This window comes from Nocardioides ferulae (assembly GCF_003660455.1).
Classification (GTDB): Bacteria; Actinomycetota; Actinomycetes; order Propionibacteriales; family Nocardioidaceae; genus Nocardioides; species Nocardioides ferulae.
In genome coordinates this window covers 75,518-98,036 of the sequence record NZ_QZVR01000009.1, presented here as the reverse complement: position 1 = coordinate 98,036, position 22,519 = coordinate 75,518, and the positions used below count along the sequence as shown (strand labels likewise).

Sequence of the window (22,519 nt, the reverse complement as noted above, 5' to 3'; positions counted from 1 at the left end):
CGTTGTGCCCGGATCTTCCCGGTTAGGGCCCGAGTGCGTCCGGCCGGCCGTTACCTTGCTTCCGAGTCCTTCCGCTTGGCGCCGGCGCGCCTTGGATCGTGCCAAACAGCGTTGACCTGCGACGTCGCAGATCGGCGGTCCCGCTGAGCCGCGATGTGAACAAACTGGGTCGGTCACGTTTCCGTGAAGTTGCTTGACGGGGGCGTTTGTGAGCGCTCACACTCGGTTGCTGTGAGCGCTCACATTGGTGGGTGACGCCGGACCGTGAAGGGCAGGCCTCAGATGGCTCCCGAGAAGTCTCCGCTGGTGGTGGGTGTCGACTTCGGCACGCTCTCCGGACGCGCCGTCGTGGTGCGGACCAGCGACGGTGCCGAGCTCGGCTCCGCCACCCACGAGTACGAGCACGCGGTGCTCGACACCGTGCTGCCGTCGGGGCGCCGGCTCGGGCCCGACTGGGCGCTGCAGGTGCCGGCCGACTACGTCTCGGTGCTGCGCCACGCCGTGCCCGAGGCGCTCGCCGCCGCGGGCGTCGACCCGGCCGACGTCGTCGGCATCGCCACCGACTTCACCGCCTGCACGATGGTGCCGACCACCGCCGACGGCACCCCGCTGTGCGAGCTGCCGCAGTTCGCCGATGAGCCCCACGCGTTCGTCAAGCTGTGGAAGCACCACGCCGCGCAGCCGCACGCCGACCGGATCAACGCCCTGGCCGAGCGGCGCGGAGCGCCCTGGCTGGCCCGCTACGGCGGGCTCATCTCCTCGGAGTGGGAGTTCGCCAAGGGCCTCCAGCTGCTCGAGGAGGCCCCGGAGGTCTACGCGGCCATGGACCGCTGGGTCGAGGCCGCCGACTGGATCGTGTGGCAGCTGTGCGGGGAGTACCTCCGCAACGCCTGCACCGCCGGCTACAAGGGCATCTACCAGGACGGCACCTACCCCTCCCGCGACTTCCTCGCCGAGCTGAACCCCGCCTTCGCCGGCTTCGTCACCGACAAGCTCGAGCACCCGATCGGCGAGCTGGGCGCGCCCGCCGGGCGGCTCACCGCCGAGGCGGCCGCCTGGACCGGTCTGCCCGAGGGCACCGTGGTCGCCGTCGGCAACGTCGACGCCCACGTCACCGCCCCCGCCGCGCAGGCCACCGAGCCCGGCCAGATGGTCGCGATCATGGGCACCTCCACCTGCCACATCATGAACGGGGACACCCTGCGCGAGGTGCCCGGCATGTGCGGCGCGGTCGACGGCGGCATCGTGCCGCGACTGTGGGGCTACGAGGCCGGCCAGTCCGGCGTCGGCGACATCTTCAACTGGTTCGTCACCACCTCGGTCCCGCAGGCGTACGCCGAGGAGGCCGCCGAGCGCGGACTCTCCCTGCACGAGCTGCTCACCGAGAAGGCAGCGGCGCAGCCGGTCGGCGCGCACGGCCTGATCGCGCTCGACTGGCACTCCGGCAACCGCTCGGTGCTGGTCGACCACGAGCTCAGCGGGCTGGTGCTGGGCCTGACCCTGACCACCCGACCCGAGGAGATCTACCGTGCGCTGCTGGAGTCGACCGCGTTCGGCACGCGCGTCATCGTCGAGACCTTCCAGGCGGCAGGCGTGCCGGTGGAGGAGTTCGTGGTCGCGGGCGGCCTGCTGCGCAACCCGTTCCTCATGCAGGTCTACGCGGACGTGCTGAACCTGCCGCTCTCGACGATCCGCTCGACCCAGGGCCCGGCGCTCGGCTCGGCGATCCACGCCGCGGTCGCGGCCGGCGTCCACCCCGACGTCCACGCGGCCGCCGCGGCGATGGGCGGCGTCGACCGGGGCTCCTACACCCCGATCCCCGAGAACGTGAAGGCCTACGACGCCCTCTACGCCGAGTACCGCGCGCTGCACGACCACTTCGGCCGGGCCGAGAGCGCGATGCACCGGCTCAAGACGATCCGGCGCGAGGCGCTGGCAGGAGGTGGGGCATGAGCTCCCGACGCGCCAGCATCAGCCGGCTCCGCGAGGAGGTCGCCGAGCTCCACTCCGAGCTCACCCGCTATGGCCTGGTCGTGTGGACGGCCGGCAACGTCTCGGCCCGGGTGCCCGGCCACGACCTGATGGTGATCAAGCCCTCCGGCGTGTCCTACGACGAGCTCACCCCCGACAACATGGTGGTCTGCGACCTCGACGGCAACCTGGTCGAGGGCGAGCACGCCCCCAGCTCCGACACCGCCGCGCACGCCTACGTCTACCGGCACCTGCCCGAGGTCGGCGGCGTCGTGCACACCCACTCGACGTACGCCACCGCCTGGGCGGCCCGCGGCGAGCCGATCCCGTGCGTGCTGACGATGATCGCCGACGAGTTCGGCGGCGAGGTCCCGATCGGACCGTTCGCGCTGATCGGTGACGACTCGATCGGCCAGGGCATCGTCGACACGCTGCGCTCCAGCCGCTCGCCGGCCGTCCTGATGCAGAACCACGGGCCGTTCACCGTCGGCAAGGACGCCCGCGCGGCGGTCAAGGCCGCGGTCATGGTCGAGGACGTCGCCCGCACCATCCACATCAGCCGGCAGCTCGGGGAGCCGCTGCCGATCGCGCAGGAGCACATCGACTCCCTCTTCGACCGCTACCAGAACGTCTACGGCCAGCACCAGGGCGTGCCGGCCCGAGGAGGGCACGCGTGAGCACCGGTCAGCACGGCACACAGCAGGGTCGGATCTGGTTCCTCACCGGGAGCCAGCACCTCTACGGCCCCGAGGTCCTCGACCAGGTGGCCGCCCAGTCCGGCCAGATCGTCGCCGCACTGGACGCCTCGCCCGAGCTGCCGGTGCCGGTCGTGGCCAAGCCGGTCCTGACCGGCACCGACGCGATCCGCCGGACCCTGCAGGAGGCGAGCGCCGACGACAGCTGCCTCGGTGTGATCGCCTGGATGCACACGTTCAGCCCGGCGAAGATGTGGATCACCGGCCTCGACGCCCTCCGCAAGCCACTGCTCCACCTGCACACGCAGGCGAACCAGGCGCTGCCGTGGGCCGAGATCGACATGGACTTCATGAACCTCAACCAGGCCGCGCACGGCGACCGCGAGTTCGCGGCCGTGCAGACCCGGATGGGCGTGGTCCGCAAGACCATCGCCGGCCACGTCGCCGACCCCGAGGTCGCCCGCCGGGTCGGCGTCTGGGCCCGGGCCGCGATCGGCCGGGCCGAGATGTCGACGATGAAGCTGGCCCGCTTCGGCGACAACATGCGCAACGTCGCGGTCACCGAGGGCGACAAGGTCGAGGCCGAGCGCCGGTTCGGCGTCTCGGTGAACACCTGGGGCGTCAACGACCTGGTGGCCGTGGTCGACCAGGTCGCCGACGCCGACGTCGACGCGCTGGTGGCGGAGTACGCCGACTCCTACGTCGTGGCGCCCGAGCTGCTGCCCGGCGCCGAGCGCCACGACTCGCTGCGCTACGGCGCCCGCATCGAGCTCGGCCTGCGGTCGTTCCTGACCGAGGGCGGCTTCGGGGCGTTCACCACGAACTTCGAGGACCTCGGCGGCCTGCGCCAGCTGCCCGGCCTGGCCGTGCAGCGGCTGATGGCCGACGGCTACGGCTTCGGCGGCGAGGGCGACTGGAAGACCGCGGTGCTGGGTCGCACCCTGAAGACGATGGCGGCCGGCCTGCCCGGCGGCACCTCGTTCATGGAGGACTACACCTACCACCTGGTCCCCGGCGAGGAGCTGATCCTCGGCGCCCACATGCTCGAGGTCTGCCCGAGCATCGCGGTGGCCCGACCCAGCCTGGAGATCCACCCGCTGTCGATCGGCGACCGTGAGGACCCGGTCCGGCTGGTCTTCGACGCCACCCCCGGCCCCGCCGTCGTGCTGGGCCTGGCCGACCTCGGCGAGCGGTTCCGCTTCGTCGCCAACGAGGTGGAGGTCGTCGCCCCCGACGAGCCGCTGCCCAACCTCCCGGTCGCCCGCGCAGTCTGGCGACCGGCCCCGAACCTCCGCACCTCCACCGAGGCCTGGCTGATGGCCGGCGGACCGCACCACACGGTGCTCTCCTCCGCGCTCACCAGCGAGCACCTCGAGGACCTCGCGGAGATGACGCGCACCGAGCTGGTGCTCGTCGACGCCTCGACCACCATCCGCTCGCTGCGCAAGGAGCTCCGGTGGAACGCGGCCTACCACCGATTGGCTCAGGGGTTCTGAGAGACCACTGGCAGGACGGGCCGGGAGCTACCCGGTCCAGGAACGAATGGAGAAGGTACGTGCGCAAGCTACTCACGACCATCGCCGCAGGAAGCCTTGCGCTGACCCTGGCCGCGTGCGGCGGGGACGACGACAGCAACGGCGGCGGCAGCGACGGCGGCGGCGACAAGGGCACGATCGGTGTCGCGATGCCGACGAAGTCCTCGGAGCGCTGGATCGCCGACGGCAACAACATCAAGGAGCAGCTGGAGGCCGAGGGCTACACGGTCGACCTGCAGTACGCCGAGGACGACATCCCGACCCAGGTCTCCCAGGTCGAGAACATGGTGACCAAGGAGGTCGACACCCTGGTCATCGCCGCGATCGACGGCACCGCGCTCGGCGAGGTGCTGGCCAACGCGGAGGCCGCGGACATCGACATCATCAGCTACGACCGGCTGATCCGCGACTCCGACGCGGTCGACTACTACACGACCTTCGACAACTTCCAGGTCGGCGTGCTGCAGGCCGAGTCGCTGGTCAAGGGCCTCGAGGAGTCCGGCAAGCCGCCGTACAACGTCGAGCTGTTCGCCGGCTCGCCCGACGACAACAACGCCACCTTCTTCTGGGAGGGCGCGATGTCGGTGCTCCAGCCGATGATCGACTCCGGCGACATCGTGGTGCCCTCCGGCCAGACCGACTTCGACCAGGCGGCGATCCTGCGTTGGGACCCGGCCACTGCGCAGCGGCGCATGGAGGACATCCTCACCAACACCTACTCCAGTGAGACCGTGGAGGGCGTGCTCTCGCCCTACGACGGCCTGTCGCTCGGCATCATCGCCGCGCTCCAGGGCAACGGCTACGGCGGCGGCGGCAAGGCCCTGCCGATCGTCAGCGGTCAGGACGCCGAGGTGCAGTCGGTGAAGTCGATCCTCGCGGGCGAGCAGTACTCCACGATCTTCAAGGACACCCGCGAGCTCGCGGCGGTCACCGTCGACATGATCAAGGCGCTGGGTGAGGGCGAGGAGCCCGAGGTCAACGACACCGAGACCTACGACAACGGCGTGAAGGTCGTGCCGTCCTACCTGCTCGACCCGGTCACGGTGGAGAAGGACGACGTCCAGTCCGTGCTGGTCGACTCGGGCTACTACACCGAGGACGAGCTCAAGTAACACCACCACACGCACGGTCGCGACCGCGGCCGTGGGGGCGGGCCCGGGGGACCCGGGTCCGCCCCATGACCTCGGCCCCCGGGCCGGAGAAGGGGTAGGCCCATGGCGCAGCCGATCCTGGAGATGCGCTCGATCACCAAGAGGTTCCCCGGCGTCCTCGCGCTCTCGGACGTCAACCTCGTCGTCGAGCGCGGCGCGATCCACGCCATCTGCGGCGAGAACGGGGCCGGCAAGTCCACGCTGATGAAGGTGCTGAGCGGGGTCTACCCGCACGGCAGCTACGAAGGCGAGATCTTCTACGAGAACGCCGAGGTCGAGTTCTCCAACATCCGGCAGAGCGAGGCGGCCGGCATCGCGATCATCCACCAGGAGCTGGCGCTGATCCCCGAGCTCTCGATCGCCGAGAACATCTTCCTCGGCAACGAGACCGTGCGGCGCGGCGTCATCGACTGGAACCTCGCGAACCACCGGGCCATCGAGCTGATGGCGCGGGTCGGGCTGCGCGAGAACCCGCTGACCCGGATCAAGGACCTCGGTGTCGGCAAGCAGCAGCTGGTCGAGATCGCCAAGGCCCTCAGCAAGGACGTCAAGCTGCTGATCCTCGACGAGCCGACCGCCGCGCTGAACGACGACGACTCCCGCCACCTGCTCGACCTGCTCAAGGGCCTGCAGGGCAAGGGGATGACCTCGATCATGATCAGCCACAAGCTGAACGAGATCGCCCAGGTCGCCGACGCGATCACGATCCTGCGCGACGGCAAGACGATCGAGACCCTCGACGTGCGCGGTGGCGAGGTCAACGAGGACCGGATCATCCGGGGCATGGTCGGGCGCGACCTGGAGCACCGGTTCCCCGACCACACCCCGCAGATCGGCGACGTGCTCTTCGAGGCGCGCAACTGGTCGGTCATGCACCCCCAGGACCACACGCGCGCGGTGATCCGCGACGCGAACCTCACGGTGCGCCGGGGCGAGATCGTCGGTCTGGCCGGCCTGATGGGCGCCGGGCGCACCGAGCTGGCCCGCAGCATCTTCGGCAGGTCCTACGGCAGCCGGCACCAGGGCACGCTGATGCTCGACGGCCAGGAGCTGAAGCTGCGCTCGGTGTCCGACGCGATCAAGGCCGGCATCGCCTACGTCAGCGAGGACCGCAAGGGCCTCGGCCTGAACCTGCTCGACGACATCAAGACCTCGATCGTCTCCGCGAGCCTCGACAAGATCCGCAAGGGCATCACCGTCGACGAGCACGCCGAGGTGGTCGCCGCCGAGGACTACCGCCGGCGGCTCAACATCAAGACGCCCAGCGTGCGCGCGGGCGTCGGCAAGCTGTCGGGCGGCAACCAGCAGAAGGTCGTCCTCAGCAAGTGGATGTTCACCGAACCGCAGTTCCTGATCCTCGACGAACCCACCCGCGGCATCGACGTCGGGGCGAAGTTCGAGATCTACGGGATCATCCAGGGCCTCGCCCAGCAGGGGAAGGGGGTCCTCGTGATCAGCTCCGAGCTGCCCGAGCTCCTCGGCCTCTGCGACCGGATCTACACGCTCGCCGAGGGCGTGATCACCCACGAGTTCGACCGTGAGGACGCCGACCAGGAGGTCCTCATGCGCCACATGACAGCGGATGCGAGATAACTGATGAGTTCCCTGACCACGATGCTGCGCGGCAACATCCGCCAGTACGGCATGATCATCGCCCTCGCGGCGATCGTGATCCTGTTCCAGATCACCACCGACGGCGTGCTGCTCAAGCCGTTGAACGTGTCGAACCTGATCGTCCAGAACGCCCACATCCTGATCCTGGCCATCGGCATGGTGATCGTGATCGTGGCCCGCCACATCGACCTCTCGGTCGGCTCGGTGGCGGCGTTCGTGGGTGCGGTCTCGGCGATCCTGATGACCAAGCACGACGTGCACTGGCTGCTCGCGATCGTCCTGTGCCTCGCCCTCGGCGCCCTGATCGGCGCCTGGCACGGCTTCTGGGTCGCCTACGTCGGCATCCCGGCGTTCATCGTGACGCTGTCGAGCATGCTGCTCTTCCGCGGCCTCACCCTGGTCGTGCTCGAGGGCGCCACCGTGGGTGGCCTGCCGGAGAACTTCAAGAAGATGGGCAACGGCTTCCTCCCCGAGGTCGGCCCCGACACCGACCTGCACAACCTCACGCTGATCCTCGGGGTGCTGGTGGTCGCGGTGCTGGTCGTGCTCGACATGCGCAAGCGGTCGGTGTCCAAGCGCTACAACGTCGAGGTGCTCCCGGTCTGGGCGTTCTGGGCCAAGCAGGTCGTGCTCGCCGCGGTGGTCCTCGAGTTCGCCTACCTGCTCGCCGACGCCCGTGGTCTGCCGATCGTCGGCCTGATCCTGTTCGCCCTCATCGCGATCTACAGCTTCATCATGGCCCGCACGGTCTTCGGCCGGCACGTCTACGCGATCGGCGGCAACGTCGACGCGGCGACGATGTCGGGTGTCAACACCAAGCGGGTCGACTTCCTGGTGATGACGAACATGGGCCTCCTCGCCGGTCTCGCCGGCATGGTCACCGCCGCCCGCCTGACCGCGGCCAACCCGAAGGCCGGCACGAACTTCGAGCTCGACGCGATCGCGGCGTCCTTCATCGGCGGCGCTGCGGTCACCGGCGGCGTCGGCACGGTCGTCGGCGCGATCGTCGGTGGTCTGGTGATGGGCGTCCTGAACAACGGCATGTCCCTGATGGGCGTGTCGATCGACTGGCAGCAGGCCATCAAGGGCCTGGTCCTGCTGCTCGCGGTCGCCTTCGATGTGTGGAACAAGAAGCGCACCGCCGGGAGCGGCGGGGCCGGCGCCGAGGACCCGGACGCCACCCAGCCGCCCCCCGAGGAGCTCGCGGAACAGCTCGACGACGGTCCGTCGAGCGCGGCGCCGCCACGGCGTCTCTGACCCGCGTCGGGCTCCTCACCGGGACCCGGCCGGCCTCAACTCCTCCGAGGCCGGTCGGGTCCCGTCCATTTCCTGTGGCTAGAATCTGAAACCTGTTCTAGTTCGCCAGGTCCCCAGGGGAGTGCATGAGCGCCACGGCAACGCCCGCCATCGACGGCTGGTTCACCACCGGACCCGAGCCCGCCCTGCTGGGCTCGCGCTGCACCGGTTGCGCCAGCGTGTTCTTCCCGCCCACGGGCGGCTTCTGCCGCAACCCGGGCTGCGCGAGCACCGAGTCCGAGCAGGTCGAGCTGGCCCGGCGCGGCACCGTGTGGTCCTACACCGACGCGCAGTACCAGCCCCCCGCGCCCTACATCCCGGCCAGCGACCCCTACGAGCCGTTCGCGCTCGCGGCGGTCGAGCTGCCCGAGGGCCTGGTCGTGCTCGGTCAGGTCGCGGCCGGCTACGGCGTCGCCGATCTGCGGGTCGGCGCGGAGGCCGAGCTGGTCGTGGAGCCCCTCTACGCCGACGAGACCGGCGACCGGCTGATCTGGCGCTGGAAACCCGTGACCGAGCTCGGTGAGGAGACCGACCAGTGAGCAGCAACGACGTCGCCGTCGCCGGGGTAGGCATGCACCCCTGGGGCAAGTGGGGCCGCAACTTCGTCGAGTACGGCGTGCACGCCGCCCGCGCCGCGCTGGCCGACGCGGGCGTCGACTGGCGCGACGTCGGCCTGGTCGTCGGCGGCGAGACCGTGCGCAACGGCTACGGCGGCTACGTCGCCGGCGCCACCTTCGCCCAGGCGCTCGGCTGGAACGGAGCCACCGTCGCCACCTCCTACGCCGCCTGCGCGACCGGCGCGCAGGCCCTCGACACCGCCCGGGCCCGGATCCTCGCCGGCATGTGCGACGTCGCGCTGGTGGTCGGCGCCGACACCACCCCGAAGGGCTTCCTCGCGCCCAACGCCGGCGAGCGCTGGGACGACCCCGACTGGCTGCGGTTCCGGCTGCTCGGCATGACCAACCCGGCCTACTTCGCGATGTACGCCCGCCGCCGGATGGACCTCTACGGCGCGACCCAGGAGGACTTCGCCCGGGTCAAGGTGAAGAACGCCCGGCACGGGCTGGCCAACCCCTACGCGCGCTACCGCAAGGAGGTCGGCGTCGACGACGTGCTGGGCAGCGCGGTCGTCTCCGACCCGCTGCACCTGCTCGACATCTGCGCCACCTCCGACGGCGCCGCAGCGGTGGTGCTGACCAGCATGGACTACGCCCGCCGGCACGGGCTCACGCAGCCGGTGCGGGTCCGCGCGGTCTCCACGGTGACCCCCACCTTCCCGAACACGGTGCTGGACATGCCGAACCTGTCCACCGACCCCAGCACCGCCGTCGCCCCGCCCGCCCGCACGTTCAAGGAGTCGATCGCCCACGCGGCGTACGAGGAGGCCGGGCTGGGCCCCGAGGACGTCAGCCTGGCCGAGGTCTACGACCTCTCGACCGCCCTTGAGCTGGACTGGATGGAGGACGTCGGCCTGTGCGAGCGCGGCGAGGCCGAGGCGCTCCTGCGGGCCGGCGAGACCACGATCGGCGGCCGCATCCCGGTCAACCCCTCGGGCGGGCTGGCCTGTTTCGGCGAAGCCGTCCCCGCGCAGGCGCTCGCGCAGGTCTGCGAGGTCACCTGGCAGCTGCGCGGCCAGGCCGAGGGTCGCCAGGTCGAGGCGGCCCGGGTCGGCATCACCGCCAACCAGGGGCTGTTCGGCCACGGCTCGTCGGTGATCCTCAGCGTCTGACGCCGACCCGTCAATGATTCCCGCAGACACGCCGTGTCGCGAGGAACGATCGACGGGTCGTGGTCCGCTGCGAGGTCAGTCCGGCAGCACCATCAACCAGACGTCGGGCTGGTGGGCGGGCAGCCACGGCGGCCGGATGCGCCGGACCTCCTGCCAGCCGCGACGCCGGTAGAGGGCCAGCGCCGCCGCGTGCACCGGGGCGACGTCGAGCACCGGCCGCCGCCCGTCGGCGCGGATCGCCGCGACCGCGTGCTCGAGCAGGCGCCCGCCGATGCCGTGGCCGCGGCACGCCGGGTCGACCAGCAGCACGCTGACCGCCGCCAGCCTTCCCTCGACCCCGGCCGCCCGGAACTCCGCGAGGCCCTCGCCCTCGACCCGGGACACGGCCACGTGCCCCAGAAGGACCGGTCCGGCGCCGTCGTCGCGCTCGGCCACCCAGGCGCGCTCCTCTGCGGGCCGGACGACGAACTGCTCCGCCGGGAACGGCAGCGGCCACCGCATCGGATAGCCCGAGGTCGGCTGCTGGAGGGTCAGCATCTCGACCAGCCCGGGCACGTCGGTCGGACGCCGCTCACGGATCGTCACCCCGGCGCTCACGAGACGTCGCCGTCGAGGTAGACCCAGCGCCCGGCACGCCGCAGGAACCGGGAGCGCTCGTGCAGCTCGCCGGGGCCGGCGGGGGAGTCATAGCGGGCCACGAACTCCACGACGCCCTCGTCGTCGCCAGGCCCACCGGCGACCGTGTCCACGACCTCGAGGCCGGTCCAGCGCAGGGCGTGGTCCCAGGTGCGCCCGTCGAGGTCGTCGGGGCGGGTGCGGGGGTGCCAGGTGGCGAAGACGTACGCCGCGTCGCCGACCGCGTAGGCGGCGTAGCGCGAGCGCATCAGCTCCTCGGCGGTCTCGGCCCGGTCGGCGCCGCGGTGCAGCCGGCCGCAGCAGGCGTCGTAGGTCGTCTCGGTGCCGCAGGGGCAGGCGGGCTGCAGGTCCACGTCCGCGACGGTAGCGGGCGGCCCTCTCGCACCGGCGCTACGGTCGCCGGGTGATCATCGAACACGCGCTGCTCCCCGTCGTCCCCGGCCGGGAGGCCGACTTCGAGGCGGCCTTCGCCGAGGCGCGCGGCATCATCGCCGCGATGCCGGGCTTCCGCCGACTCACGCTCTCTCGGTGCGTGGAGCGGCCCAGCGGCTATCTGCTGCTGGTCGAGTGGGACACCCTCGAGGATCACACCGAGGGGTTCCGCGGCTCGCCGGACTACCAGCGCTGGCGCGAGCTGCTGCACCACTTCTACGAGCCGTTACCGGTGGTCGAGCACTTCACGCAGGTGCTCGACGCCTGAGTGTTCGACCACCGGGACGCGTCACCGGCTCACAACCGCCAGCAGGAGGACGTCGCCGGAAGCCCCGCGAACCGGGCCTCGAAGAACCCGTAGACCTCGGTGGCGTTGTTGAGCATGCCGCCCACGTGCAGCGGCGTCGCATTCGTGCTCAACCGCACCTTGGCGCCGCGGTCGCACCAGTCGGTGGCCAGCTGCTTGCCGACCCGGTGCGGGACGATGTCGTCGAGCAGGCTGTGGCTGACCAGCACCGGCGCGCTGGGCCGGATCCGGCCGATCCGCTGGTCGGCGATCATCGAACGGAACGGTTCGACGCCGATCAGCTCCTCGAGGTTCGACCCGTCGGCGGTGAACTCGCGCGAGTCGGTGAACGCGGCGTTGAACAGGTCGAAGACGCAGTCGTCGGAGATCTCGGCGAACATCTTTGCGCCCGCGTCGTTGAGGTAGCCGGCCATGTCGACGTCGTAGCTCGCCGACAGCCCGGCGATCGCGAACCAGGTGAACTCCGCCCACAGGCTGCCGTCGATGGCGCCGGGCAGCGCGGTCAGGTCGGCCGGGACGGCACCGACGACACTGCCCTTCACCTTGAGCTCGGGGGCGTACGACGCGGCGAGCTCGGCCGCCGAGGCGGCGGCGGCGCCACCCTGGCTGTAGCCGTAGAACCCGACCGGGCTGGTCGCGGTCAGCCCGCTGCCCGGCAGCCGCTGGGCGGCGCGGACCGCGTCGAGCACGGCGTGGCCCTGCGAGACCCGGTCCATGTAGGTGTGCATGCCCGCGGTGCCGAGGCCCTCGTAGTCGGTCACCGCCAGCGCGTAGCCGCGGGCCAGCAAGCCCGCCATGAACAGCGCCTCGTACTCGATGCTCTCGCTGAACAGGCGCGACGGCGCGCAGGTGTCGCCGACGCCCTGGGTGCCGACCGCGTAGCCGATCACCGGCCGCCGGCCGGGGCCGATCCACGGAGCCTCGGGCACGAGCACCGAGCCGGAGACCGCGTGCGGCTCGCCGGTGCGGTTGGTCGACCGGTAGAGGATCCGGGTGGAGTCGAACGCGACGTCGGTGACGCCGGCGGGGTCGAGGAGATAGCGGATCGGCTCGCTGCGGACGATGTCGCCGTCGGCCGGCGGCAGCGTGGCCGGCGCCTGGTAGAACGGCGGCAGGGTCTCCTCCGCCGCTCCCTCGGCGGCGGTGGAGGTGGTGGCCCCGACGAGCGGGACCAGGATCGCGGTGGCCAGTGCGGCCACCGCGGTTCCGAGACGGGTTGATGGCACGGTGCTCCCTTTCCGTTACCTGTGGGTAGGTGACCACACCCAACCGTGTGACGCCCCTCACCGGCAACGGCCTGTCCGCCGGGACAGTCGCTAGGGTTCAGCGCCATGGGGGATGTCACGCGCGAGACCGGCGAGGGACACCGCGAGGCGTGGCGCCGGGAGCGGGCTCAGGTCGACCGGGCGCTGGAGGCGGTGGGCACCGCGCTCTACCGGCTCAACGAGGCGAGCGACGCGGTGCGCGAGGCGCGCCGCTGGTGGGCGCCCGGGATCGCCTTCGGCGGAGGCGGGATGTTCCGGTGGTCGCGGATGAAGGCGTCGGCGGCCGACGCCTCGCGGTCGCTGCGCACCATCGACCTCGCCCTCGGTGACCTGCGCGCCGAGCTCGCCCGGCTCACCGACGTGCACGTCGAGGAGGCGCCGGAGGCCTCGGCTGCCGGCACGGCCGTGGGCGACTGGGTGGTCGCGGCGTGGTTCGAGGCCCTGTTCTCGAGCGTGGTGATGAACCGGAGGCTGCGCAACGCCGCCGACCGGATCGAGGCGACCGGCCTGGCCGTGGTCCGGCTGCAGAGCGCGCTGGGCCGCCGCCGGGCCTGGCTGGAGGAGCGGCTGGGCGAGGGCGCCGCGGCCGGTTGAGGTCGCGAGTAGCGTTTCCCGCGTGACCACGGCCGCGAGCGCATCCCCCACCACACCCCCCGCCATCGGCACCGTCGGCGAGCTGCGCGCCGCCGGGCACGAGCTGAAGCACCTGCGCCAGGAGCTGCGCGACAACCTGCTCGCGATGCTGCGCGAGGGCCGGGACCCCTGGCCCGGGCTGCACGGCTTCGAGTCCACCGTGATCCCGCAGCTCGAGCGGGCGCTGATCGCCGGGCACGACGTCGTCCTGCTCGGCGAGCGCGGCCAGGGCAAGACCCGGCTGTTGCGCACGCTGGTCGGGCTGCTCGACGAGTGGAGCCCGGTGATCTCCGGCTCCGAGCTCGGCGAGCACCCCTACGAGCCGATCACGGTGGCCTCCCAGCAGGCCGCGGCGACCTACGGCGACGACCTGCGGGTCTCCTGGCGGCACCGCAGCGAGAGGTACGCCGAGAAGCTGGCGACGCCGGACACCTCCGTCGCCGACCTGATCGGCGACGTCGACCCGATGAAGGTGGCCGAGGGCCGCAGCCTCGGCGACCCGGAGACCATCCACTTCGGGCTGATCCCGCGCAGCCACCGCGGCATCGTGGCGATCAACGAGCTGCCCGACCTCGCCGAGCGCATCCAGGTCGCGATGCTCAACGTGATGGAGGAGCGCGACATCCAGATCCGCGGCTACGTGCTGCGGCTGCCGCTCGACGTGCTCGTGGTGGCCAGTGCCAACCCGGAGGACTACACCAACCGCGGCCGCATCATCACCCCGCTCAAGGACCGGTTCGGCGCCGAGATCCGCACCCACTACCCGACCGAGCTCGACGACGAGGTGTCGGTGATCCGGCAGGAGGCGCACCTGGTCGCCGAGGTGCCCGACCACCTGATCGAGGTGCTCGCGCGGTTCACCCGGGCGCTGCGCGAGTCCAGCGCGGTCGACCAGCGCAGCGGGGTCTCCGCCCGGTTCGCGATCGCCGGCGCCGAGACGATCGCGGCGTCCGCGCTGCACCGGGCCACCTCGCGTGGTGAGGACGAGGCGGTCGCCCGGGTGGTCGACCTCGAGACCGCGGTCGAGGTGCTCGGCGGCAAGGTCGAGTTCGAGACCGGGGAGGAGGGCCGCGAGAGCGAGATCCTCACCCATCTGCTGCGCACCGCCACCGCCGAGACCGTGCGCGCCCACCTGCGCGGCGTCGACCTGGCACTGCTGGTCGAGGCGGTCGAGAACGGCGCGATGATCACCACCGGCGAGCAGGTCACCGCCCGCGAGTTCCTCTCCGGACTGCCGGTGCTCGGCGAGTCGGAGGTCTACGACGAGATCTGCGACCGGCTCGGCGCCACCAGCGACGGCGCGCGCGCCGGCGCCATCGAGCTCGCGCTCGAGGGGCTCTACCTCGCCCGCAAGGTCGGCAAGGACACCGCCGGCGGCGAGACGGTCTACGGCTAGGACGTCTCGGTGACCAAGGACCGCACCCGCTTCAAGCGCTACGACGGCGGCGACCCGCTCGCCCCGCCGGTCGACCTCGCCGAGGCGCTCGACGCGATCGGCGAGGACGTCATGGCCGGCTACAGCCCCGAGCGCGCGATGCGCGAGTTCCTGCGCCGCGGCGGCCAGGACCAGTCCGGTCTGGACGACCTGGCCCGCCGCGTCGCCGAGAAGCGGCGCGACCTGCTCCGGCGGCACAACCTCGACGGCACCCTGGCCGAGGTCCGCGAGCTGCTCGACCGCGCCCTGCTCGAGGAGCGCAAGCAGCTGGCCCGTGACGCGATGATGGACGACGCCGACCGGGCCTTCCGGGAGATGCAGCTCGAGGGGCTGCCGGCCTCGCCGGCGGCGGCGGTCAGCGAGCTCGCGGCGTACGACTGGCAGAGCGGCGAGGCACGCCAGGCCTACGAGCAGATCAAGGACCTGCTCGGTCGTGAGCTGCTCGACCAGCGCTTCGCCGGCATGAAGCAGGCGCTGGAGGGCGCCACCGACGCCGACCGGGCCGCGGTCAACCAGATGCTGGGCGACCTCAACGAGCTGCTCGAGAAGCACCGCCGCGGCGAGGACACCCAGGCCGACTTCGACGAGTTCATGCGCAAGCACGGCGACTTCTTCCCCGAGGGACCGCGCAACGTCGACGAGCTCGTCGACGCGATGGCCCAGCGGGCCGCGGCCGCCCAGCGGATGCTGAACTCGATGACTCCCGAGCAGCGCGCGGAGCTGATGCAGCTCTCGGCCCAGGCGTTCGGCTCGCCCGAGCTGATGTCCGCGCTCGACCAGCTCGACGCCAACCTGCAGGCGCTGCGGCCCGGTGAGGACTGGTCGGGTGCCGAGCAGTTCGACGGTCAGGAGGGGCTCGGGCTCGGCGACGGCACCGGCGCGCTGCAGGACCTCGCCGAGCTCGACCGGCTCTCCGAGCAGCTCTCGCAGTCCTACGGCGGTGCCCGGCTCGACGACCTCGACCTCGACGCGCTGGCCCGGCAGCTGGGCGAGCAGGCGTCCGTCGACGCCCGCACCCTGCAGCGGCTCGAGCGGGCGCTGCGCGACAACGACCTGCTCAAGCGGGGATCCGACGGGCAGCTGCGGCTCAGCCCCAAGGCGATGCGCCAGCTCGGCAAGTCGCTGCTGCGCGACGTGGCCCAGCGGATGTCAGGCCGGCAGGGGCAGCGCGACCTGCGCCAGGCGGGTGCCGCGGGGGAGCGCTCCGGCGCGAGCCGCGAGTGGGTCTTCGGCGACACCGAGCCCTGGGACATCCCGCGCACGGTCACCAACGCGGTGGTGCGCACCGCCGGCGCCGGCCGGTCCACCCGGGGTGGCGTACGGCTCGAGATCGGCGACGTCGAGGTGCAGGAGACCGAGGCCCGCACCCAGGCCGCGGTCGCGCTGCTCGTCGACACCTCGTTCTCGATGGCGATGGACGGCCGCTGGGTGCCGATGAAGCGCACCGCGCTCGCCCTGCACACGCTGATCCGCTCCCGGTTCCGCGGCGACCACCTGCAGCTGATCGGCTTCGGCCGGCACGCCGAGGTGATGGACATCGAGCAGCTCACCGCGCTCGACGCGATGTGGGAGAAGGGCACCAACCTCCACCACGGGCTGCTGCTCGCCAACCGCCACTTCCGCAAGCATTCGAGCGCGCAGCCGGTGCTGCTGGTGGTCACCGACGGCGAGCCGACCTCGCACCTCGAGCCCGACGGCGAGGTGTGGTTCAGCTATCCACCGCACCCGCTGACCATCGCCTACTCCGTGCGCGAGCTCGAGAACGCCCGCCGGCTCGGGGCCCAGACCACGTTCTTCCGGCTCGGCGAGGACCCCGGCCTGGCCCGGTTCGTCGACTCGATGGCGCGTCGCGTCGACGGGTCGGTCGTGGCGCCGGAGCTCGACGACCTCGGTGCGGCCGTGGTCGGGTCCTACCTCGGCTCCCGCGGTCCTCGCGGCGGCCCCGGCGCCGGACCGTCGTACGGCGACTGGTTCGGCGGCCGGGGCTTCTGGGTCGGCGACTGAGGCGTCAGCCCGCGACCTTCAACGCACGCTTGGCCAGCTTGATCGACTTCGCCTTGGCAGGCGCCTTGCCATCCAGCGAGTACGCCGAGGCGATGACCAGACGCTTGCCCTGGCGGACCATGAGCGTGTCGCTGAAGGTCGTGGTGCCGTCGGCGACGACCTTGACCCGGAGCCCGGCGCGCTGCTGGCCGGCCTTGAACCTGATCGTGCTGACCTTGACGGTCGCGTCCGGGTCACCGGAGTAGGCGTCGCCGGCGCATCGCTTGTTCCTGGCCACGGCCTTGCGCAGCCAGGTCGACGCCGACTTCGCCGACCGGAAGCGGGCCGCGGAGGCGCCGACGCCGGGCGTGTCGCCGGTCGGGTACGTCGCGTCGGCCGCCTGGTAGGAGGCGCTGCGGTACCGCGCGCCCTTGACCGGCTTGCCCTCCGAGCAGCCCTTTCCGATGCTCGGCACCTGGCCGGTGTACTCGTCGGCGCTCCCGCCGGCGAGGTGGGGGTAGATCTTCGCGACCGCGCCCACCTTCGGGACTGCCGGCGGCTTGGCGGCGGCGGTGGCGGGGGCGGCGGTGGCGGGAACGACGAGGGCGGCGGCGGCAAGGACGAGGGCCGCGCGGTGGCGCCGACGGGACATGTGGTTGCTCCGGTTCTTCGATGGGTTGACCTGGACTGCCGATCGGGCCGGCACCGTGGGTCTACCCAGCCGGGAGCGGCCTACACCCACGGCCTGTGGGCTACTCCCCGGCCCGGCCCGCATCGCCGGCCACCTACCATCGGCCGGGTGGAGGACCCGACGATCACCGTGCTCCTCCTGCTCGGACTGGCGGCGCTGTTCGCCGGTTTCGTCGACGCGGTCGTCGGTGGGGGCGGGCTGGTGCAGCTGCCGGCGATCCTGATCGGGCTGCCGGGAGCCTCGCCGGTGCAGGTGCTGGCCACCAACAAGCTCGCCTCGATCTGCGGCACCACCGTCAGCAGTGCGACGTACTACCGGCGGATCCGCCCCGATCCGCGCACGTTCGGGCCGCTGATGGCGGCGGCGTTCCTCGGGGCGATCGGCGGCGCGCTGGTGGCCGCGCAGATCCCCAAGCGCGCGTTCGACCCGATCGTGCTGGTCGCGCTGGTGGTGGTCGGCGCCTACGTGCTGGCCAACCCGCGGCTCGGGCGGTCCACGATGCTGCGGTTCGCCGGCCACCGCCACACGCTGCTGGCGATGCTCACCGGCCTCGTGGTCGGCTTCTACGACGGCGCGCTCGGCCCCGGCACCGGCAGCTTCTTCGTGTTCACGCTGGTGGGGTTGCTCGGCTACAACTTCCTCGAGGCCAGTGCCAAGGCGAAGCTGGCCAACTGGGCCACCAACCTCGCGTCGCTGTGCGTGTTCGTGCCGCACGGCGCGGTGCTGTGGAAGGTCGGGCTGCTGATGGGCGGCTGCAACCTGGTCGGCGGCTACCTCGGTGCCCGCACCGCGGTGGCGAAGGGGTCGCGGTTCGTGCGGGTCTTCTTCATCGTCGTCGTCGGCGCGTTCGTGGTGCGCATCGGCGGCGACGTGGTGGGGGTCTGGTGAGCGTGGAGGTGAGCAGCTACCTCACGGTCGCGCGCCCCGCCGAGGCCGAGATCGAGGTGAAGCGGTCGCGGTTCCTGTGCACGGTCGAGCCGGTCGGCGACGAGCCCGCAGCCCGGGCGGTCGTCGAGCGGCTGCGCCGACAGCACTGGGACGCCCGGCACCACTGCTCGGCGTTCGTGCTCGGCCCCGACGGGCGGGTGGAGCGCTCCAGCGACGACGGCGAGCCGGCCGGCACCGCCGGGGCACCGATGCTCGACGTGCTGCGTGGCCGTGGTGTCACCGACGTGGTCGCGGTGGTGACCCGCTGGTTCGGCGGCACGCTGCTGGGCGCTGGGGGCCTGGTCCGGGCGTACGGCGACGCGGGGCGGGCCGGGCTCGACGCCGCCGGCACGCTGCGGCGGGAGCTGCGCCGCGAGCTGGTGCTGGAGGTCGGCCACGCCGACGCCGGCCGGGTCGAGACCGAGCTGCGACACCGCGGCGTCGTGGTCGTCGACACCGCCTACGGCACTGCCGTCACGCTCCGGGTGGCCGTCGCCCCCGACCGGGAGGAGGCCCTGCACGCCCTGGTCGCGGAGCTGACCGGCGGCACGGCGGCTGCGGCGGTCGCCGGGGAGCGCTGGGTCGACGCGACCCCATGACCGGGCACTAGCGTGGGGCCATGAGCATCCCCGTCGACGTCGCCGAGCTGGCGACCACGCTCGCCGACTACGGCTCGGGCTACCTGCTGACCGTCTCCAGCGCCGGACGGGTCAAGGTGGTCAGCGCCGCACCTCGGTTCGTCGACGGCTCGCTGCTGGTGACCGCGCCCGGCAGCGGCTCGATCACCAACATCGAGCGCAACCCGGCGGTGACGCTGCTGTTCCCGCCGGTGCAGCCCGGCGGTCATACGCTCCTGGTCGACGGCATCGCAGCGCTCCCCACCCGCGACGACGAGGACGACCGGAGCGACGTGGACGACGAGGACGACGGGGACGAGGAGCGGACCGGCGACCGGGAGAGCGGTGACGCCGCTCCGGACGTGCGGATCGAGCCGCACCACGCGGTGCTGCACCGGCCCGCGACGCCGGCCGACACGCAGGCCGTGGATGGCCCCGCATGACGCCCTCGTGGGTCTCCGCCTTCCTCGACTTCGCGCCTGACGAGTTCGCCGCCGGCGTCGAGCACTGGCGCCGGGTGACCGGCTACGGCCTCTCGACCACCCGCGGCGAGGATGGCGAGTTCGCCTCGCTGCTGCCTCCCGACGGCGACGACTACCTGCGGGTGCAGCGGCTGGGGCAGGGGCCGAGCCGGATCCACCTCGACCTGCACGTGGCCGACGCCGACGAGGCCCTCGAGAGCGCGGTCGGCCACGGCGCGTCGCTCGTCGCGCGGCCCCTGGGCGACGACGGCTACGCCGTGCTCACCTCGCCCGGCGGCTTCCCGTTCTGCCTGGTCACCCACCGGGCGTCGATCCGGCCCCGGCCGGCCCCCTGGGGCGACGGCGCCTGGGAGTCGGTCGTCGACCAGGTCTGCCTCGACATCCCGCCCGCGGCCCACGAGCGCGAGGTGGCGTTCTGGGCGGCCGTGACCGGTTGGGAGGCCCGGCCCACCTCCGACGAGTTCACCAACCTGGTCCGCCCCGGCACCAGCCCGCTGCGGCTGCTGTTGCAGCGGCTGGACCAGCCCGAGTCGGGTCCGGTCACCGCCCACCTCGACCTTTCCAGCACCGACCGCGACGCCGAGACCGCGCGCCACGTCGCCCTCGGCGCCCGGGTGCTCGAGCGGTTCGAGCACTGGACCGTGCTCGCCGCGCCCGCCGGACCGGCGTACTGCATCACCGCCCGCACCCCCGACCCGATGGACCCGGAGGCCTGCTCGTGACCGACCGCACCCACCCCCCGATGGCCGCCGGCGAGCGCGAGACCCTGCTCGCCTTCCTGGACTTCCAACGGCAGACGCTGCGCCTCAAGGCGTCCGGGCTCACCGCCGAGCAGCTGCGCACGCCCCTGCCGCCGTCGTCGCTCACCCTGGCGGGGCTGCTCAAGCACGCGGCGCTGGTCGAGGACAACTGGTTCGCCCACGTGCTGCGCGGCGACGAGCCGGCTCAGCCGTGGGCGTCGGTCGACTGGGACGCCGACCCCGACTGGGAGTTCCGCACGGCGAACCAGGACGCGCCCGACGACCTCTTCGCGCTCTTCGACGCCGCGACCGCCGCGTCCGACGCGGTGCTCGCCGAGATCACCGACCTCGACCACCTCGCCGCGCGGCAGCGGCGAAGCGGGGAGCGGGCGTCGCTGCGCTGGATCCTGCTGCACATGATCGAGGAGTACGCCCGCCATGCAGGTCACGCCGACCTGATCCGCGAGTCGATCGACGGGCAGACGGGAGAGTGAGCCACGGCGCGCGGGCCCCCGAGGCGATCCGCACCGCCACCGACGACGACTGGCCCCGCATCTGGCCGTTCTTCCGCGAGGTCGTGCTGGCCGGCGAGACCTACGCCTACCCGCTCGACGTCACCGAGGAGACGGGGCGGGCGCTGTGGATGCAGCGGCCACCCGCCCGCACCGTCGTGCTCGAGGACGAGGGGACCGGCGAGGTCCTGGGCAGCGCCACGATGGGGCCGAACCGCCCCGGTCGCGGCAGCCACGTCGGCGCCGCCTCGTTCATGGTCGCGCCGTCGGCGCGCGGGCGCGGCGTCGGACGGGCGCTGGGCGAGCACGTCGTCGCCTGGCACCGCGAGCAGGGGTTCCGCTCGATCCAGTTCAACGCGGTCGTCGAGACCAACACCGCGGCGGTGCGCCTGTGGCAGTCGCTGGGGTTCACGATCGTCGGCACCGTCCCGGAGGCGTTCGACTCCGCGAGCCACGGCCTGGTCGGCCTGCACGTGATGCACCTGCCGCTGCGCTGATCGGCTACGCGGTGTCTCCGGGGCCGTCCGGCTCGGCGAAGCCGGGCAGGTGGTCGATGAGGATCTGCCGGAACGGGGCCTCGGCCTCGAGCTGGCTGAGCACCCCCACGCCGCCGAGCCAGGTGCGGTGGATGAGCAGGTAGGACGGCGGCAGGTTGAGTCGGGTCGCGATGAGGTAGGCCGGGTCGTCGGGGTCGTTGATGCGCTGGAACTGCTGCTGCATCCAGGCGCGCGAGAACTGGAACCGGTCGACGGCCGCCGGCTCGACGAACGGGGCGAGGTACTCCAGCAGCAGGTCGGGGTCGACCTTGACCCGGTCCTTGATGAAGCCCTCCTCGCGCAGGCCCTCGACGAGGTCCTCGCGAGCGGCGTCGATCGCGATCCGGATCAACCGGCCCATCGCCTCGGGCATACCCCCGGGCAGCCGCGCGGCGGCGCCGTAGTCGAGCACCGCCAGCCGGCCCGGCGCGCCCTCGTCGTCCGGGATCACCCGGAAGTTGCCCGGGTGCGGGTCGGCGTGCAGCAGCCCGGCCCGGGCCGGTCCGGCGAAGAGGAACCGGGCGAACAGCTCGCCGTAGTGGTCGCGTTCGGCCTGGGTGCCGTGCCGGATCACCGACGCCAGCGAGGCGGGGCTCTCCACCCACTCGGTGACCAGCACGGTGCTGCCGACCGCCACCACGTCGGGCACCACGAAGTCGGGGTCGTCGCGGAAGGCCGCGGCGAACGCCGCCTGGGCCTCGGCCTCGAGGTGGTAGTCGAGCTCGTCCTCGGCCCGGGCTTGCAGCTCCTCGACCAGCGGCTTGACCTCCATGCCGGGCATCAGCGGCGCGATGGTCCTGGCCAGCCGGGAGAGCTGTCGCAGGTCGGAGCGGAGCGCGTCGCCGGCGCCGGGGTACTGCACCTTGACCGCGACCTCGCGGCCGTCGTGCCAGCGGCCCTGGTGCACCTGCCCGATCGATGCCGAGGCGGTCGGGCCGCCGTCGAGCCAGACCAGCTGGTCGCGCCAGTCGTCGCCGAGCTCGGCGGCGAGGATGTCGCGCACGGTCTGGGTCGGCATCGGGGGAGCGGAGTCCTGCAGCCGGGTCAGGTGCTCGCGATAGGGCGCCGCCAGCTCGTCGGGCAGCGCCGCCTCGAGCACCGACAGGGTCTGGCCGAACTTCATCGCGCCGCCCTTGAGCTCGCCGAGGGTGCGGAACAGCTGGTCGGCGGTGCGCTGCTGGATCTCCGACATCACGACCTCGGCCGGCCGCCCACCCAGCCGCTTGCCGAGCCCCAGCGCGTTGCGCCCGGCGTACCCCAGGGGCAGCGCCGCGAGCTTCGCCGTGCGGGCCACGGCCTTGCGGGGGAGTTCGGTCACGCCGTCCATTGTCC

The 22,519-nt window shown here is 72.3% G+C and carries 23 protein-coding genes; 18 read left to right on the top strand and 5 right to left on the bottom strand.

The genetic code is table 11. The features are described from left to right. Positions 1 to 282: 282 nt before the first annotated feature. The 8 genes from araB (at position 283) to D6B71_RS13115 (ending at position 9,991) form a co-directional block, all read left to right on the top strand. Positions 283 to 1,953, top strand: coding sequence for a ribulokinase (gene araB, locus D6B71_RS13150; RefSeq protein WP_121255740.1), 1,671 nt, complete (start codon positions 283 to 285; stop codon positions 1,951 to 1,953). Continuing rightward, a complete protein-coding gene (locus D6B71_RS13145; RefSeq protein ID WP_121255738.1) occupies positions 1,950 to 2,648 on the top strand; it encodes an L-ribulose-5-phosphate 4-epimerase in 699 nt (232 codons plus the stop codon). Before araB ends, D6B71_RS13145 begins: the two co-directional genes overlap by 4 nt. After that, a complete protein-coding gene (gene araA / locus D6B71_RS13140; RefSeq protein WP_121255736.1) occupies positions 2,645 to 4,162 on the top strand; it encodes an L-arabinose isomerase in 1,518 nt (505 codons plus the stop codon). Before D6B71_RS13145 ends, araA begins: the two co-directional genes overlap by 4 nt. Positions 4,163 to 4,221: 59 nt before the next feature. Further along, positions 4,222 to 5,313: a multiple monosaccharide ABC transporter substrate-binding protein gene (gene chvE / locus D6B71_RS13135; protein ID WP_276311003.1), complete on the top strand. Its 1,092-nt coding sequence runs from the start codon at positions 4,222 to 4,224 to the stop codon at positions 5,311 to 5,313. A gap of 102 nt (positions 5,314 to 5,415) precedes the next feature. After that, positions 5,416 to 6,945: a multiple monosaccharide ABC transporter ATP-binding protein gene (gene mmsA, locus D6B71_RS13130; RefSeq protein WP_121255734.1), complete on the top strand. Its 1,530-nt coding sequence runs from the start codon at positions 5,416 to 5,418 to the stop codon at positions 6,943 to 6,945. A gap of 3 nt (positions 6,946 to 6,948) precedes the next feature. After that, on the top strand, positions 6,949 to 8,223 hold the full coding sequence (gene mmsB / locus D6B71_RS13125) for a multiple monosaccharide ABC transporter permease (protein ID WP_121255732.1): 1,275 nt from the start codon (positions 6,949 to 6,951) through the stop codon (positions 8,221 to 8,223). A gap of 125 nt (positions 8,224 to 8,348) precedes the next feature. Beyond that, positions 8,349 to 8,801, top strand: a complete 453-nt coding sequence (locus D6B71_RS13120; RefSeq protein WP_121255730.1) for a Zn-ribbon domain-containing OB-fold protein — start codon at positions 8,349 to 8,351, stop codon at positions 8,799 to 8,801. Next, positions 8,798 to 9,991 (top strand): lipid-transfer protein, encoded by a 1,194-nt coding sequence (locus tag D6B71_RS13115; RefSeq protein WP_121255728.1) that lies wholly within the window; start codon positions 8,798 to 8,800, stop codon positions 9,989 to 9,991. Before D6B71_RS13120 ends, D6B71_RS13115 begins: the two co-directional genes overlap by 4 nt. A 75-nt stretch (positions 9,992 to 10,066) precedes the next feature. On the opposite strand, the gene D6B71_RS13110 is transcribed toward D6B71_RS13115, so the two are convergent. Then, positions 10,067 to 10,588, bottom strand: coding sequence for a GNAT family N-acetyltransferase (locus D6B71_RS13110; RefSeq protein ID WP_206051737.1), 522 nt, complete (start codon positions 10,586 to 10,588; stop codon positions 10,067 to 10,069). Continuing rightward, positions 10,585 to 10,980 carry a YchJ family protein gene (locus D6B71_RS13105; protein WP_121255726.1) on the bottom strand — a complete coding sequence of 132 codons (396 nt, stop codon included), beginning with the start codon at positions 10,978 to 10,980 and terminating at the stop codon, positions 10,585 to 10,587. The genes D6B71_RS13110 and D6B71_RS13105 overlap by 4 nt, the downstream gene beginning before the upstream one ends. 50 nt (positions 10,981 to 11,030) lie before the next feature. Here D6B71_RS13105 and D6B71_RS13100 point away from each other — a divergent pair, with 50 nt between their 5' ends. Continuing rightward, positions 11,031 to 11,327 (top strand): antibiotic biosynthesis monooxygenase family protein, encoded by a 297-nt coding sequence (locus D6B71_RS13100; protein ID WP_121255724.1) that lies wholly within the window; start codon positions 11,031 to 11,033, stop codon positions 11,325 to 11,327. Positions 11,328 to 11,356: 29 nt separating this feature from the next. Here D6B71_RS13100 and D6B71_RS13095 read toward each other — a convergent pair whose 3' ends face one another. Next, positions 11,357 to 12,592 carry a lipase family protein gene (locus D6B71_RS13095; RefSeq protein ID WP_121255722.1) on the bottom strand — a complete coding sequence of 412 codons (1,236 nt, stop codon included), beginning with the start codon at positions 12,590 to 12,592 and terminating at the stop codon, positions 11,357 to 11,359. Between the two features lie 105 nt (positions 12,593 to 12,697). Between D6B71_RS13095 and D6B71_RS22790 the strand changes: the two genes are divergently transcribed. The 3 genes from D6B71_RS22790 to D6B71_RS13075 are packed head-to-tail and all read left to right on the top strand — an operon-like array spanning position 12,698 to position 16,703. Beyond that, positions 12,698 to 13,225, top strand: a complete 528-nt coding sequence (locus D6B71_RS22790; protein ID WP_164519651.1) for a hypothetical protein — start codon at positions 12,698 to 12,700, stop codon at positions 13,223 to 13,225. Positions 13,226 to 13,247: 22 nt separating this feature from the next. Beyond that, positions 13,248 to 14,660 carry a MoxR family ATPase gene (locus D6B71_RS13080; RefSeq protein ID WP_121255718.1) on the top strand — a complete coding sequence of 471 codons (1,413 nt, stop codon included), beginning with the start codon at positions 13,248 to 13,250 and terminating at the stop codon, positions 14,658 to 14,660. 9 nt (positions 14,661 to 14,669) lie between these two features. Beyond that, positions 14,670 to 16,703 carry a vWA domain-containing protein gene (locus D6B71_RS13075; protein WP_121255717.1) on the top strand — a complete coding sequence of 678 codons (2,034 nt, stop codon included), beginning with the start codon at positions 14,670 to 14,672 and terminating at the stop codon, positions 16,701 to 16,703. A gap of 4 nt (positions 16,704 to 16,707) precedes the next feature. Here the strand turns inward: D6B71_RS13075 and D6B71_RS13070 are convergent, their stop codons facing one another. Next, positions 16,708 to 17,334, bottom strand: coding sequence for a sensor domain-containing protein (locus D6B71_RS13070; RefSeq protein ID WP_121255712.1), 627 nt, complete (start codon positions 17,332 to 17,334; stop codon positions 16,708 to 16,710). A 147-nt stretch (positions 17,335 to 17,481) separates the two neighbouring features. On the opposite strand from D6B71_RS13070, the gene D6B71_RS13065 reads away from it, so the two are divergent. Genes D6B71_RS13065 through D6B71_RS13040 form a run of 6 tightly spaced genes read left to right on the top strand, consistent with a single transcriptional unit; the run spans position 17,482 to position 21,148 of the window. Continuing rightward, the gene (locus D6B71_RS13065; RefSeq protein ID WP_121255711.1) at positions 17,482 to 18,261 is read left to right on the top strand and encodes a sulfite exporter TauE/SafE family protein; all 780 of its coding nucleotides are present in this window, start codon (positions 17,482 to 17,484) and stop codon (positions 18,259 to 18,261) included. Beyond that, on the top strand, positions 18,258 to 18,899 hold the full coding sequence (locus D6B71_RS13060) for a YigZ family protein (protein WP_240641399.1): 642 nt from the start codon (positions 18,258 to 18,260) through the stop codon (positions 18,897 to 18,899). The genes D6B71_RS13065 and D6B71_RS13060 overlap by 4 nt, the downstream gene beginning before the upstream one ends. Before the next feature lie 20 nt (positions 18,900 to 18,919). Beyond that, complete coding sequence (locus D6B71_RS13055) at positions 18,920 to 19,360, top strand: pyridoxamine 5'-phosphate oxidase (protein ID WP_121255707.1); 441 nt, start codon at positions 18,920 to 18,922, stop codon at positions 19,358 to 19,360. Next, positions 19,357 to 20,121 (top strand): VOC family protein, encoded by a 765-nt coding sequence (locus tag D6B71_RS13050; protein WP_121255705.1) that lies wholly within the window; start codon positions 19,357 to 19,359, stop codon positions 20,119 to 20,121. Before D6B71_RS13055 ends, D6B71_RS13050 begins: the two co-directional genes overlap by 4 nt. Beyond that, positions 20,118 to 20,633, top strand: a complete 516-nt coding sequence (locus D6B71_RS13045) for a DinB family protein (protein ID WP_240641398.1) — start codon at positions 20,118 to 20,120, stop codon at positions 20,631 to 20,633. The genes D6B71_RS13050 and D6B71_RS13045 overlap by 4 nt, the downstream gene beginning before the upstream one ends. Beyond that, on the top strand, positions 20,630 to 21,148 hold the full coding sequence (locus D6B71_RS13040; RefSeq protein ID WP_240641397.1) for a GNAT family N-acetyltransferase: 519 nt from the start codon (positions 20,630 to 20,632) through the stop codon (positions 21,146 to 21,148). The genes D6B71_RS13045 and D6B71_RS13040 overlap by 4 nt, the downstream gene beginning before the upstream one ends. Before the next feature lie 4 nt (positions 21,149 to 21,152). Here D6B71_RS13040 and D6B71_RS13035 read toward each other — a convergent pair whose 3' ends face one another. Then, on the bottom strand, positions 21,153 to 22,505 hold the full coding sequence (locus D6B71_RS13035; RefSeq protein WP_121255890.1) for an ABC1 kinase family protein: 1,353 nt from the start codon (positions 22,503 to 22,505) through the stop codon (positions 21,153 to 21,155). Positions 22,506 to 22,519 lie beyond the last annotated feature (14 nt).